Consider the following 13,766-nt stretch of genomic DNA (forward strand, 5'->3'; position numbering starts at 1 on the left):
CGCGTCAGTACGGGCGAGGGTTCATGTGGTCGGGCAGGACCACCCGCCGAGCGAGGACGCCGGCGACGCCGCCGAGCAGTCCCGTGAACGCGTACATCGGGACGAAGACGACGACCCCGACGACGCCGTAGAACGACGCCCAGTAGAGGAACAGGTGTCCCGATGCGGCCTGCCAGAGCAGCAGAAACGTGGCGACTGACAGCACCGCGAGCGTCACGACGGCGAAGGCCCCGGCTCTCAGGCCGGCGACCATGCCGTCGTACACGTTCGTCCCGAGGGCGAATCCGGCGACGAATCCGCCGACGACCCCGCCGACGTGGAAGGAGGGACGCCCCACGTGTTCGTACCCGCCGAGATAGAACGCCACGAGGACGTAGACGACGGTGGCGGCCGCTCCGAGCGCCGGGACCCACCACGGGCGCCCGACGTACTGGTCGACTGTGTGACGGAGGCGCATAGGTGGGCCGTACGTCGGAGAAGCATATACTTTTTGACCGGATGCGCCGCGAGCGGGGAGGGTCGCGGGACGCGCGGCCCAAAGCGCGCCGAGAAAGCGAACCGCCGTCAGTTCAGGACGGTCACGCTGTCGTAGGAGCCGAGGTGGCGGACCCACCCGTTCTCGGCCAGAGCTTCGATGTCTTCGAGAGCGTCCTGCGTGCGCTCCTCGTAGAGGCCGGCGGCCGCGTCGATGTGGAAGACGTAGTCGCCCAGGCGCTCGCCGCTGGGGCGGGACTCGATGCGGGTGAGGTTGATGTCGCGGTCGGCGAAGGCCTCCAGCAGCTCCAGCAGCAGACCGGGGTAGTCGGCGTTCGGGTAGACGATGAACGACGTCTTGCTTCCCGCTTCGCTCCGCTCGCTCTCGGGCGCGACGGCGACGAACCGGGTGGCGTTCGAGGACTGGTCCTGGATGTCCTCGGCCAGCAACTCCAGTTCGGTGCCGTTGGTGGCGTTCTCCGGGTGGCCGATGGCGGCGACGCTCGGGTCCTCGCGGGCGCGTTCGACGCCGCGAGCGGTCGAGGCGACGGCCTCCACCTCGACGTCGGGGTAGTGTTCGTCGAGCCAGCCCCGGCACTGGGCCAGCGCCTGTGCGTGGCTGGCGACGAGGTCGAACTCCTCGCCCTGCGCCAGCAGGGCGTGACGGATGGGCGTGATTATCTCCTTGACGACGGCCACGTCGTACTCCGAGAAGGCGTCCAGCGACTCCGTCACCGACCCCTCGATGCTGTTCTCGACGGGGACGACGCCCCGGTCGGCCGCGCCCTCGGCGACGGCCTCGACGATGGCGGTCATCGACTCGGCGAACTCGATGTCGCCGTCCTCGACCGCTTTCGCGGCCCGGTGGGAGTAGGTCCCGGCGGGCCCCAGCGTGATGGTCGTCATACCGTCGGGTAGTTCGCTCGTCATGAAAAGGACCCCGGTCGTCGCTCGTCGGGACGAGCGCCGTCGCGGTGGCGGTAGAGTTCGGCCAGCGTCCGGAGCAGACCGGCCAGCAGGACGAGCATACCGAGGCCGACCAGCAGCAGGAATAGCCCGACGGCACCCGGCCCAGCCATGGGTCCGGGGGGGATACTGGCGAGGACGACGGCCACCGCGGCGACTGCGAGGACGGCCGTGCCGAGTTCGACGGCGCGGACGAACGCGTAGGCCGGTTGTGCGGTGAGCGCCTCGACCACGTGACCGTCGGTCCGCGCGACCCGATAGGCCGCGTACAGCGCTTCGCCGGTGACGGTCAGGGCGAGCGCGAGCGCCAGCATCGGGACGAGAAAGAGGGTCGTGATACGCTCGCTGGGGACAATACGGAGGTAAACCCCGACCGAGTACAGAAGCGTCAGAACGATAGCCGAGAGCTTGGCGGCTTGGAGGGGCTTCGCGCGGTGGAACTGGCGGAGCATGGGCTCACGCTAGCCTCCACAGCATCCGAGCAAACCTCTTGTGGTGGTCCAGCGTGGCTCAGGAGAGCCGTGCCAGTTCGTCCTCGGAGAGGTCGATGGCGCTGGCGGCGACGTTCTGCTCCAGGTGGTCGACGCTGGAGGTACCCGGAATCGGGAGGGTCACGTCCGAGTGCTGGAGCAACCACGCGAGCGCAATCTGGTGGGCGGTGGCGTCGTGGCGCTCGGCTACCTCGTCGATGCCGTCGACGTCGTCCAGTTCGCCCGCGGCCAGCGGGAACCAGGGGATGAAGCCGATGCCGTAGTCCTCGCAGGCTTCGAGGACGTTCTCGTCGTCGCGGTTGGCGACGTTGTACTGGTTCTGGACCGTCGCTATCTCGACGACGTCGCGGGCGGCGTCCAGTTGCTCGACGCTGACGTTCGAGAGGCCGACGTGGCGGAGGAGTCCCTCGTCTTTCATCTCGGCGAGCGCGTGGACCGCGTCCTCGAAGGGCGTGTCGGGGTCAGGACGGTGGTACTGGTAGAGGTCGATGGGGTCCATCCGCAGTCGGTCACGCGAGCACAGCAGGGCGTTCCGGAGGTAGTCCGGGTCGCCGTGTGGTAGCCAGTCCGCGTCGGTGTTCCGGAGGAGGCCGCCCTTCGTCCCGATAATCAGGTCCTCGCGCTCGGTGTCGAGCGTCTCGCCGACGAGGCGCTCGGAGACGCCGGGGCCGTACGAGTCGGCGGTGTCGATGAAGTCGACGCCGAGTTCGACCGCGCGTTTCAGGACGGCGCGGGCGTTCTCCACGTCGTCGGGTTCTCCGATGATGCCCTCGCCGGTGATGCGCATCGCGCCGAAGCCGAGTCGATGTACTGTGAGGTCGCCGCCGACGTCGAACGTGTCGCTCTGGTTCTCGACCATCGACCGGTCGTTGGCGGGCCACCCTGAAAGGGGGTCGGGTGGTCTCAGTCGCCGCGCTGTCGGAGTCGCTCCAGCGCGATGCGGACGGCGAAGTAGCTCCCGGCGTAGAAGACGAGGACGCTGGCGGCGAACCCGGCGAGCGAGACGGTGCCGACCGAGAGGCCGAACCCGGAGGCCGCGAAGGGGTTGGCCCCCGCCGTCGCGACGTACGACTCGACGGCGCTCTCGCCGCCCAACCCCACCGCGAACAGGGAGACGGTGAGGAGGATAGCGAGGCCGCCGGTACCCAGACCCACGTACCGAGCGAAGTCCTCCACGTCGAGGGCGGCGTGGGCTTGGGCCTCCGAGAGGGGTGCCCGACGAACGCGGTAGGCCGCCGCGCCGACGAGCAAGACGGCGCCCAGCACCTCCAGCGCACCGCCGAACACGCCGAGCAGTAGCACCTTCGGCGAGGCGACTTCGGGGTCGGCCGCCGGGAGGAAGGGGCCGACGCTGTCGGGGAAGAGGCCGTACATCGGGAGCAGTATCGCGAGCAGTCCCAGAAAGGCGCTCTGGAGCGCGAGCGTCCGCGGGACGGTCTGTCGGAAGTAGGAGTGGCGCTCGTACCGGACGCGCTCGTACGTACTGCCGGAGAGAATCGCGTCGGCGATGTGGTCGTCGGACTCGGTGTCGGTAGCCATTGTATCTTGCCGGTTCTGCGTCTGTCGGTGATTTCAGAAGCGGCAACATAACCCTTTTGGGACGGCGGCTACCGGTCGCTCGACAGGCCGGTGAGCGCCGTTAGCGGGTGTGAATCGCTTCGCCGCGGGCGGCTTTCGCGGCCTCGTGGACGGCCTCGGAGAGCGTCGGGTGGGTGTGGACGGTGCGGGCGACGTCTTCGAGGCGAGCGCCCATCTCGATGCCCAGGCCGACCTCGGCTATCAGTTCGGAGGCCTCCGGACCGACGATTTGCGCGCCCAACAGGAACTCGGTGTCGGCGTCGGCGACGATGCGGACGAACCCCTCCTTCTCGTCCAGCGAGAGCGCCCGTCCGTTCGCGCGTAGCGGCATCTCGCCGACGACGGGGTCGAACCCGGCGTCGTCGGCCTCGGCCTCGGTCATGCCGACGGTGCCGATTTCGGGGTCGGTGAAGACGGCGGCGGGAATCGCCTGCTGGTCCAGCGCGGCGGGTTCGCCGGCGGCGACTTCGGCGGCCACCTCGCCCTCGGCCATCCCCTTGTGAGCGAGCATCGGTTCGCCGGCCACGTCGCCGACGGCGAAGATGTGCTCGACGTCCGTGCGCGCTTGGTCGTCGGTCGCGAGGAAGCCGTCCTCGTTCGGCGCGAGGTCGATTGCGTCCAGCCCCAGCGTGTCGGTGACGGGTTCCCGGCCGACGGCGACCAGACACTGCTGGGTGTTGTACTCCTCGACGTCGTCGTCGGCATCCGTCGTCCGCACCCGGATGCCGTCGTCGGTCGCCTCCCAGTCGCGGGCGGCCTCGCCGAAGGCGAAGTCGATGCCCAGCGACTCGGCCCGGTCCCGGACGATGTCGGCCACGTCGGACTCGTAGCCGGGGAGGACGTCGTCCAGCATCTCGACCACGGTGACGTCCGCGCCCAGTTTGGCGAACACCGTCGAGAGTTCCATCCCGATGTAGCCCGCGCCGACCACGAGCAAGTCGTCGGGCACCGACTCCAGTGCGAGCGCGTCACGCGAGGAGAGGATGTACTCGCTGTCGAACTCGAAGCCCGGTACCTGGATGGGTCGGCTTCCGGTGGCGACGACGGCGTGTTCGAAGGCGATGGACTCCGACCCCTGTCCCTCGCCGCCGTGGGCGACCCGGACCGTCTCCTCGTCGGCGAACTCGGCGATGCCCGAGACGAGGTTGACGCCCGCGCTCTTACAGAGCGACTCGACGCCCTTCGTCAGGCGGGTGACGACGCCGTCTTTCCACTCGGTCATCCCCGCCATGTCGACGGCGGGGTCGGCGAAGACGCCCATGTCCTCGGCGTGCTTGGCGTCGTGGGCCACGTCCGCCGCCGAGATGAGCGCCTTCGAGGGGATACAGCCGTGGTTCAGACAGGTCCCGCCGTAGGCGTCCTTCTCGACCAGCGTCGTGTCCAGTCCCAGTTGTGCGCCGCGGATGGCGGCGACGTAGCCGCCCGGCCCGCCGCCGATGACCAGCAGTTCCGTGCCCGTGGTGACGTCTCCTACGACCATAGCGGCCAGTCGACCGGCCGGGTGAAAAACTACGTGCCCTCGGCGGCCGCGGGTCCCACGGCGAGCGGCCGTTGTGACCCGTGCTACTCAGGGCCAAGCTATGTTACGACGGCCGTCCAACAGTTCAGTATGGCAGACCAAATCAGCGAGACGGAGGAACTGCCCGCGACGCCCGGTCGGTTCGCCAACGAACACCCCGACGTCTGGGCGGCCTACAGCGACCTCGGCGAGGCCTGCTCGGAGGCGGGGCCGCTCGACGACGAGACGAAGCGCCTCGTGAAACTCGCGCTGGCGGTGGGCGCACAGTCCGAGGGCGCGGTCCACTCGCACGTCCGGCGCGGACTGGACGAGGGCCTGACCGCCGAGCAGCTCCAGCACGTCGCAACGCTCTCGGTCCCGACCATCGGCTTCCCGAAGGCGATGGCGGCCAGAAGCTGGATAGACGACCTGACGGAGTGACTACTCCAGTAGCAGGCGCGTCGGGTCCGCGAGGTACTCCTTCAGGGTGTTGACGAACCGGGCGGCGTCGGCGCCGTCGATGACCCGGTGGTCGATGGCCAGCGAGAGCGTGAGCGTGGGCTTTGCCACCACCTCGCCGTCCTCTGCCACCGGCCGCTCTTTCAGCGCTCCGACGCCCAGAATCGCCGTCTCGGGGACATTGATGACCGGGTCGGCGTACTCGCCGCCGATAGCCCCGAAGTTCGTCACCGTGAACGTCCCGCCCTGCATCTCCTCGCGGTCGATGTCGCGGCTCCGCGCCCGGTCGACGAGGTCGTTGACCTCGGTGGCCAGTTCCAGCAGGCCCTTCCGGTCCACGTCGTCGACCACCGGAACCACGAGGCCGTGGTCGGTGGCGGCCGCCACGCCGACGTTCCGGTCGCTCTTGTAGACGATTTCCTCGTTCTCGGCGTCCAGCTGGCTGGCGAGGATGGGGTGTTCGTCCAGCGCGGCGGCGACACACTTCAGCAGGAACGGCGTGTAGGTGAGGCGGACGCCCCGGTCCTCGGCGAGCGGTTGCAGGCGCTCGCGGGCCTCCACGAGGCCGGGGACGGCCACTTTGTCGTGGTGGGTCGCGTGGGGCACCTCTCGGCGGGAGCGAGTCATCTGCTCGCCGATGGCCCGCCGGACGCCGCGGTACGGTTCCCGGCGGTCACCTTCGGCCGTTTCCACCGGCGTCGGCTCTTCGCCCGCTTCGTCGGCGAGCGACTGCATCTCGGAGACGACTTCCTCGGTCACCTCGCGCACGTCCTCGTCGGTGACCTCGGCCGGTTCCGCCTCGGCGAACGCCCGGACGGCCGCCGCGTCGACGTACGGTTCGCCGTCGCGGGTCTCGTCGGTCGGGACGGCGTCGACGTCCACGTCGAGTTCGCGCGCCAGTCGGCGGGTCGCCGGCGTCGCCAGCGTCCGCTCGCGGCGCTCGGTCATCGGCTCTGCCGCCGACACCTTTCGAACCGCCGACTTGACCGCCGTCGAATCGTCGTCGGCGCTCTCGCCGTCGTCGCTGACCCGCGAGACGACCGACGTCGGGCCGTCGTCGTCCGTGTCGTCGGCCTTCGAGACGACGCTGGTGGGCCCCTCCGACTCGCTCTCTGCGGCGCTCGCCGCGGCCTCGACGTCGGCCTCGGTGACCCGCCCGCCGGGGCCGGACCCCTCGACGGCGGCGACGTCGACGCCCTCCTCGCGGGCGAGTCGGCGGACGCTCGGGGCGGCGAACACCCGTCCGTCAGCGGTCGTCGCCTCGCCGTCGCCGGTGGTGGCGGGCGTCTCCTCGCCTTTCGCGGCCGCCTCGTCGGCCGCGCTCTCTTCGGCCGCCCCGCTCTCGGCCTCGCCGTCCTCCTCGATGGTGACGAGGACCTCGCCGGTCTGGACCACGTCGCCCACCTCGGCGTGCAGTTCGCGGACGACGCCGTCGACGGGCGAGGGGACGTCCACGGCGGCCTTGTCCGTCTCCACCTCGGCCAGCACTTGGTCCTCGGTGACGGCGTCGCCGACGGCGACGTGCCACTCCAGTATCTCGCCCTCGGCGACGCCCTCGCCGAGGTCCGGGAGTTCGAACTCGAACATGCGCTAAAACTCCGCGGCCTCTCTGATACCGTCTTTGATGCGGGCGGGTTCGGGGAGGTAGTAGTCCTCCAGCGCGTACAGCGGGAACGGCACGTCGAACCCCGTGATTCGCGTGACGGGAGCCTCCTGATACAGGAGAAGTTCCTCCTGGATAGTGGCGATAATCTCGCCGGCGAGGCCGCCGGTCTTGGGCGCCTCGTGGACGACGGCGGCCCGTCCGGTCTTCTGGAAGGAGTCGAGTATCGCGTCGGTGTCCATCGGTTTCAGCGTCCGCAGGTCGACCACCTCCACGTCGATGCCCTCCTCGGCGAGGTCCTCGGCCGCCTCCATCGTCGGTCGCACCATGGCGCCCCACGTGAACACGGAGACGTCCTCGCCCTCCCGGCGGACGGTCGCCTCGCCCAACTCGACGGTGTAGGACTCGTCGGGTACCTCCTCGCGGAACGAGCGGTAGATGAGCTTCGGTTCGAGGAAGACGACGGGGTCGGGGTCCCGAATCGAGGCGGCGAGCAGGCCCTTCGTGTCCCGCGGCGTCGAGGGGACGACCACCTTCAGGCCGGGTTCGTGGGTGTAGAACGCCTCCTTGGACTCGGAGTGGTGTTCCGGGGCGCGGATGCCGCCGCCGTAGGGGGCCCGAATCGTCATCGGGCAGGTGTACCGACCCCTGCTTCGGGTGCGCAGGCGTGCGGCGTGACTCACTATCTGGTCGAAGGCGGGGTACATGAACCCCGAGAACTGCATCTCGGGGACCGGCCGCATCCCGTAGGCCGCCATCCCGACGGCGGTGCCGACGATGCCCGACTCCGCGAGTGGCGTGTCGACGACCCGGTCCTCGCCGAACTCCTCGTAGAGGCCCTGCGTCGCCCGGAAGACGCCGCCGTTCTTGCCGACGTCCTCGCCCATGACGACGACGTCCTCGTCCCGTTCCATCTCGCCGTACAGTCCGTCTCGGACCGCCTGTACCAGCGTCAGACTCTGTGCGCTCATTCAAGTAGCACCTCGTCGCCGTGTCGCTCCCGCAACGTCCGCAGGTAGTCGAGTTGCTGTTCGAGTCGCTTCGGCATCTCCGCGTACACGTTCGCGAACATCTCCTCGGGGTCGGGTCGCTCCGTCGACTCGGCGGCGTCGATGGCGTCGGCCACCTCCTCCTTGATGGACTCGTCGATGGCCGCGACCCGTTCGTCGTCAAGCAGTCCCCGGTCGCGGAGGAACGTCTCCATGCGGGGAATGGGGTCTTTCTGCTTCCAGCGTTCGACCTCCTCGTCGTCGCGGTACACCGAGGGGTCGTCGGCGGTGGTGTGGGCGCCGAAGCGGTACTGGACGGACTCTATCATCGTCGGCCGTCGCTCGTCCTCGCCGGGGTTCCGGGCCTTGGCGGCGGCCTCGGCGGTGACCTGATAGACGGCGAGGGGGTCCATCCCGTCGACCTGCACGCCGTCGAACCCGTAGGCGTTCGCCTTCTGGGCCAGCGTCTCGCTGGCCGTCTGGCGCTCTCGGGGCACCGAGATGGCCCACTGGTTGTTGTTGCAGAAGAACACCGCGGGCACGTCGAACACGCCGGCGAAGTTCAGCCCTTCGTGGAAGTCGCCCTCGCTGGTGGCGCCGTCCCCGAAGTACGTGAGGAACACCTTCTGTTCGCCCTTGAGTTTCGAGGCCCACGCCGCCCCCGTCCCGTGGGGTATCTGGGTGGCGATTGGGACTGCCAGCGAGAACACCTGCACGTCCTCGGGCGGTTCGTTCCCGCGTTCGTTGCCCATCCAGTACAGCAAGTCCTCGGCGAGGTCCCAGCCCCGGACGTACAGGGCGAGGTGTTCGCGGTAACTGGGGAACGTCCAGTCGCCGTCGGACAGCGCCATGGCGCTCCCGACCTGTGAGGCCTCCTGTCCGGCCATCGGCGGATACGTCCCCATCCGACCCTGCCGCTGGAGACTCACCGCTCGCTGGTCGAAGTGCCGCCCCAGTTTCACGTTGCGGTACATCTCGACGAGTTCGTCGTCGGACAGGTCGGGTACCGTCGCACCGTCGACCACCTGCCCGTCCTCGTCGAGTACCTGTACTCTGTCCGTGGGGTCGCGCTGGAGGACGCTCAGAGAGACCACCTGCCGTGGCGTGACATGTGGTAATCCTTGTCTGGCAACTGGTTTAGCGTTTGTGTGGCGTTATACTGACGACACAGAGATAACTCGAGTGTATCTCACACGAAGGTACGAAGCGGTCGGCCGCACACCGGTCCCGCCGACGGTCAGGCGCTCCGCGCTCGCTCGCGGGCGTCGGCCACGTCCTCGCCGCGCCGGACCGCCTCGACGAACAGTTCGCCGGCCCGATAGGACGACCGGACCATCGGCCCCGAGGCGCAGTAGAGGAAGCCAAGTTCCTCCTCGGCGACCCGCCGCCACGTCTCGAAGGCGTCGGGGTGGACGTACTCCGAGACCTCCAGATGGGACCGGGAGGGCTGGAGGTACTGACCCAGCGTCACCACGTCGACGCCGACCTGCCGCAAATCCGAGAGCGTCTGGTACACCTCGTGGGCGTACTCGCCGACGCCGAGCATGAGGCTGGTCTTGGTGTAGACGTCGCCCTCGCGGTCGGCCTGCCGCAGGACCGACAGCGACTGCTCGTAGCCCGCCCGCCGGTCGCGGACCGGCCACTGGAGGCGGTCGACCGTCTCGACGTTGTGGGCCAGCACGTCCGGTTCGGCGTCGACAATCTGTCGGACGAGTCGCTCCTCGCCGCGGAAGTCCGGAATCAGGCACTCGACGAGGACGTCCGAGTCGCGCCGCTTTATCTCCCGAATCGTCTCGGCGAAGTGGCCCGCGCCTTGGTCGGGCAGGTCGTCGCGGTCGACGGAGGTGAGGACGACGTAGTCGAGTCCGATGTCGGCGACGGCGTCGGCCACCTGTTCGGGTTCGTCGGGGTCCAACGGGTCCATGCCGCCGGTCTCGACGTCACAGAAGTTACAGCCCCGCGAACAGCGGTCGCCCATGAGCATGAACGTCGCCGTCCCCGGGCCGTCCCGACCGCTCCAGCACTCCCCGAGGTTCGGGCAGTTGGCCTCCTCACAGACCGTGTTGAGGTTCCGGTCGCGCAGGCTCTGTTTGATGTCGGTGAACCGCTCGCCCGACGGTGGCCGCATCTTCAGCCAGTCGGGCTTGCGCGCACGACTCATTGTCCGACTGTTGGGGACTCCGCTCAAAAGAGGTTGCGCTCTGCGGGGGCGTCGTCACTCCAGACTCGTCAGTTCTTCGCCGCCACACTCCGGGCACTGGAACCAGTACGACCCGGGGTCGGCGTCCGACTGGAACTCGTTGCCACACTCTTCGCACTCGTAAGACGGTTTCTCGTCGGCGATTCCCACCTTCTGCTTGACGGTTTGGAGCACGGACATAGTATCCGGTCGACGTATAGCCGAGCGAGGCTGTTATAACCCCATCCGGCGCTTCAGCCCGCGAAAGTCGCGATTTCGGCCGGCCGACGCTCGAAGGTGCTCCGGGGGGAAATCCCGGCTCTGACCCGACCGAGCGCCGCAGTCGCCGGCGGCGGCGGCCGTTTCAGACCACGAAGCCCCGCGAGAGGCCTCACCGACGGCGGCGGCACCCGTCCGACGAATCCCGACGGAGCGCCTGCGCTCACTCGCTCTGGTCGGCGTCGTCCGGGTCGTGTGGCACGTCCTCTAGCTGGTCCACCGTCTCTCGCCGGAGTTGGAGGTCGACCTCGAAGCCGCCGCCGTCCAGTTCGAAGCAGACCCGCTCCAGCGTGGTCTCGTACACCTTGTAGTGGTTCCCGTCGACGTCGACGCGGCTGTCTTCCCGGAGCAGGTCGTACTCCTGACAGACGTTCACCCGACGGTACACCGTCGGTTCGGAGGCGTCCAGCCCCTCGGCGAGGTCCGGCACCGACACGGGGTCGACGTTGGCCACCGCCAGAATCCGCCGCACTTCGTCGCTCCCGAGGACGTCGAAAATCGTCTCGGGGTCCCAGTCCTTGCTCACAGCCACTGTCCACGGAGCCAGATATATAAAGCCGGTGTCGCCGACCGACATCTCGAGGCCCGACGGTCGCGTCGCCGGTAGCGCCACCCTCGCTCGTCGGCGGAGTCGCTTCGGACGCCGCGGCCGCCGCCATGGAAACGCCTTTGCCGTCGCGGACCCGCCTCTGTGACGTGTCACGCCGAGCAGAGAGTGAGCCGACGGTGGCGGTCGAGGAGGTGCTGCCCGACTTCGCGGACGCGTTCCCCTTCGAGCGGTTCAACGAGATGCAGTCGGCGGCCCTGCCCGCCCTGCTGAACCGCGAGGACAACGTCGTCGTCAGCGCGCCGACCGCCAGCGGGAAGACGGCGCTCGCGGAACTGGCCATCTGCAAGACGCTGGCCGAGGGCGGGACCGCCCTCTTTCTGGCCCCGCTCCGCGCGCTCACCAACGAGAAAGAGAGCGAGTGGGAGCGCTTCGAGGAGATGGGCTACTCGGTGTACGTCGTCACCGGCGAACGGGACCTCTCCCCCCGCCGGGCCGAACGCGCCGACATCCTCGTGATGACGCCGGAGAAGGCCGATTCGGCGACTCGAAAGCACGACACGGCCCGTTACTCGTTCATCACGGACGTGGACTGTTGCGTCATCGACGAGGTCCACCTGCTCGACTCGGAGCGACGCGGGGCGGTGCTGGAAGTCACCGTCTCCCGACTCCGGCGGCTCTGTGAACCGCGCGTGGTCGCGCTGTCGGCGACGATGCCCAACATCGACGACGTGGCCGACTGGCTGGACGCTCCCGAGGAGACGACCTTCGCCTTCGGCGACGACTACCGGCCGGTGCCGCTGAACGCCGACGTGAAGACCTACTCCCACGGCGAGAACGCCTTCGCCGACAAGTACCGGCGGCTCTACCGCGCGCTCGATTTGGCCGAACCGTACATCCGCGACGAGGGGCAGTGCCTCGTCTTCGTCTCCTCGCGGCAGGACACCGTGCAGGCCGCGAAGAAGGCCCGCGACGAACTCACCGAGCGAGACATCCCAATGGGCGCGCGCGGGGACTACGACTTCCACACCGACGCCGCCGACCTCCAGAACGACACGCTCCGACAGTCGGTGCTGGACGGCGTCGGCTTCCACCACGCCGGCCTCGCCCGCGAGGACAAGAACCGCGTCGAGCAGTGGTTCAAGGAGGGGAAGATACAGCTCCTGTTCTCGACGTCGACGCTCGCGTGGGGCGTGAACCTCCCCGCCCGGTGTGTCGTCATCCGCGACACCAAACTCCACGACCCGCTGGAGGGCGAGGTGGATATGAGTCCGCTCGACGTCCTCCAGATGCTCGGCCGGGCGGGCCGGCCGGGCTACGACGACATGGGGTACGCGTGGGTGGTCTGTGACCGCTCGGACGCCGACAAGTACCGCCGCCTCCTGCGGGACGGCAAGGAGATAGAGTCCCGTCTGGCCGCGGAACTGGACGCCCACCTCAACGCCGAAATCGCGCTGGGTACCATCCGGGACGTCGACGACGTGATGGACTGGTTAGGGACCACATTCTATTACGCCCGCGCGCAGTCGGCCCCCGACGCCTACGACGCGGGCAGCGACCTCCGGGAACGGGTGAGCACCACGCTCTCGGAACTGGTCGCCGACGGCTTCGTCGAACAGGACGGCCTCCGGGTCGAGTCGACGCGACTCGGCCAACTGGCCTCGAAGTTCTACCTCCGACTGGACACTGCCCGTCGGTTCGCCGACCTCGCGGAGCGCTGTGCGGCCGCGGCCGAGGACGGCGACGCCGACGCCATCGACGTCGAGGACCTCTTGACGACCGTCGCGGGCGCGACCGAGTTCGACAGCGTCAGCGCCCGGTCGGACGAACAGGACGCGGTCCACGCCGTCGTCGGCGACGGCGCGCCCGACCACCTCGACGCCGGCCAGCGAAAGGTGCTTGCCATCCTCCGCTCCGGGATGACGGGGACGACGCCCACCGAACTCAAGAGCGACGCGTGGGTCATCCGCCAGAACGCGCTCCGTCTGCTGGCGGCCCTGCGGGAGTTCCTCGACAACCTCGCGCCCGCCCGGTTCGCCAACCTCGCCTGCCGGGTCGAGGCCCGCGTCGAACACGGCATCAGCGCCGATGCGGTGGGGCTGACCGCCGTCGACGGCGTCGGGTCGGGACGGGCGAAGAAACTCGCCGCGGCGGGGTTCTCGACGCCCGCGGACCTCGTCCGCGAGGGCGCCTCGGGCCTCGTCTCTGCCGGCCTCTCCGAGGGCGTCGCCGAACAGGTCGCCTCGAACGCGCGCGACCTCCCGGTGGTCGTCGTCGACTGGGGCGAGTTCCCCGAAACCGTCGCGCCCGGCGACCACGAGATGTGCGAGGTGACCGTCGCCAACAACGCCGGCGGTGCCCGCGCAGGCCTTCGCGTGACGGTCAACGGCCGCGAGATGACGGCGAAACCGGCCTACCTCGGGCAGACGACGCTTCCGGTGGCCGTCTTCGGGGCCGACGCGGACGAACTGGAGTTCACCGTCGAGGTAGCGTTCCCCGACCGGCCGCTCCCCCTGATTACCTCGTCTCGAACGGTGGACATCCGGTGAGTATCCGGTGTGCTCTCGGGGCGAACGAGACGAGCTGAGAAGCGTTTGTAAAATTTATAACGCTCTCTGGAAGCGTCTCGAAGGTTCGGTAAAAGGACGCTGAAACGTGGTGAAATCGGGCAAGCCGCGTGTAATCTCCCGAATTCACCGGAAG

The 13,766-nt window shown here is 68.7% G+C and carries 14 protein-coding genes; 2 read left to right on the forward strand and 12 right to left on the reverse strand.

Features of this window, described 5'->3' with window-relative positions; genetic code table 11:
* Positions 1-4 precede the first annotated feature (4 nt).
* The 6 genes from Hhyl6_RS09830 to lpdA form a co-directional block, all read right to left on the reverse strand.
* A complete protein-coding gene (locus Hhyl6_RS09830; RefSeq protein WP_483739021.1) occupies positions 5-457 on the reverse strand; it encodes a DUF5518 domain-containing protein in 453 nt (150 codons plus the stop codon).
* 107 nt (positions 458-564) lie between these two features.
* Positions 565-1,380, reverse strand: a complete 816-nt coding sequence (gene pheA / locus Hhyl6_RS09835; protein ID WP_483739697.1) for a prephenate dehydratase — start codon at positions 1,378-1,380, stop codon at positions 565-567.
* 20 nt (positions 1,381-1,400) lie between these two features.
* On the reverse strand, positions 1,401-1,892 hold the full coding sequence (locus tag Hhyl6_RS09840) for a hypothetical protein (RefSeq protein WP_483739022.1): 492 nt from the start codon (positions 1,890-1,892) through the stop codon (positions 1,401-1,403).
* Positions 1,893-1,950: 58 nt separating this feature from the next.
* The gene (locus Hhyl6_RS09845; RefSeq protein WP_483739023.1) at positions 1,951-2,790 is read right to left on the reverse strand and encodes an aldo/keto reductase; all 840 of its coding nucleotides are present in this window, start codon (positions 2,788-2,790) and stop codon (positions 1,951-1,953) included.
* Between the two features lie 44 nt (positions 2,791-2,834).
* The gene (locus tag Hhyl6_RS09850; RefSeq protein ID WP_483739024.1) at positions 2,835-3,470 is read right to left on the reverse strand and encodes a hypothetical protein; all 636 of its coding nucleotides are present in this window, start codon (positions 3,468-3,470) and stop codon (positions 2,835-2,837) included.
* 100 nt (positions 3,471-3,570) lie between these two features.
* A complete protein-coding gene (gene lpdA, locus Hhyl6_RS09855) occupies positions 3,571-4,989 on the reverse strand; it encodes a dihydrolipoyl dehydrogenase (RefSeq protein ID WP_483739025.1) in 1,419 nt (472 codons plus the stop codon).
* A gap of 129 nt (positions 4,990-5,118) precedes the next feature.
* Here lpdA and Hhyl6_RS09860 point away from each other — a divergent pair, with 129 nt between their 5' ends.
* On the forward strand, positions 5,119-5,448 hold the full coding sequence (locus tag Hhyl6_RS09860; RefSeq protein ID WP_483739026.1) for a carboxymuconolactone decarboxylase family protein: 330 nt from the start codon (positions 5,119-5,121) through the stop codon (positions 5,446-5,448).
* Here Hhyl6_RS09860 and Hhyl6_RS09865 read toward each other — a convergent pair whose 3' ends face one another.
* The 6 genes from Hhyl6_RS09865 to Hhyl6_RS09890 form a co-directional block, all read right to left on the reverse strand.
* Positions 5,449-7,053: a dihydrolipoamide acetyltransferase family protein gene (locus Hhyl6_RS09865; protein WP_483739027.1), complete on the reverse strand. Its 1,605-nt coding sequence runs from the start codon at positions 7,051-7,053 to the stop codon at positions 5,449-5,451. It lies immediately after the preceding gene.
* Between the two features lie 3 nt (positions 7,054-7,056).
* Positions 7,057-8,040, reverse strand: a complete 984-nt coding sequence (locus Hhyl6_RS09870) for an alpha-ketoacid dehydrogenase subunit beta (protein ID WP_483739028.1) — start codon at positions 8,038-8,040, stop codon at positions 7,057-7,059.
* Positions 8,037-9,143: a pyruvate dehydrogenase (acetyl-transferring) E1 component subunit alpha gene (pdhA, locus tag Hhyl6_RS09875; RefSeq protein WP_483739698.1), complete on the reverse strand. Its 1,107-nt coding sequence runs from the start codon at positions 9,141-9,143 to the stop codon at positions 8,037-8,039. The genes Hhyl6_RS09870 and pdhA overlap by 4 nt, the downstream gene beginning before the upstream one ends.
* Positions 9,144-9,295: 152 nt before the next feature.
* Positions 9,296-10,219: a lipoyl synthase gene (gene lipA / locus Hhyl6_RS09880; protein ID WP_483739029.1), complete on the reverse strand. Its 924-nt coding sequence runs from the start codon at positions 10,217-10,219 to the stop codon at positions 9,296-9,298.
* A gap of 54 nt (positions 10,220-10,273) precedes the next feature.
* Positions 10,274-10,438 carry an FmdB family zinc ribbon protein gene (locus Hhyl6_RS09885; RefSeq protein ID WP_483739030.1) on the reverse strand — a complete coding sequence of 55 codons (165 nt, stop codon included), beginning with the start codon at positions 10,436-10,438 and terminating at the stop codon, positions 10,274-10,276.
* Positions 10,439-10,679: 241 nt separating this feature from the next.
* Positions 10,680-11,042, reverse strand: a complete 363-nt coding sequence (locus Hhyl6_RS09890) for an ArsR/SmtB family transcription factor (RefSeq protein WP_483739031.1) — start codon at positions 11,040-11,042, stop codon at positions 10,680-10,682.
* A 200-nt stretch (positions 11,043-11,242) separates the two neighbouring features.
* Here Hhyl6_RS09890 and Hhyl6_RS09895 point away from each other — a divergent pair, with 200 nt between their 5' ends.
* A complete protein-coding gene (locus Hhyl6_RS09895; protein ID WP_483739699.1) occupies positions 11,243-13,612 on the forward strand; it encodes a DEAD/DEAH box helicase in 2,370 nt (789 codons plus the stop codon).
* Positions 13,613-13,766 lie beyond the last annotated feature (154 nt).

This window comes from Haloarcula sp. H-hyl6, assembly GCF_056934455.1.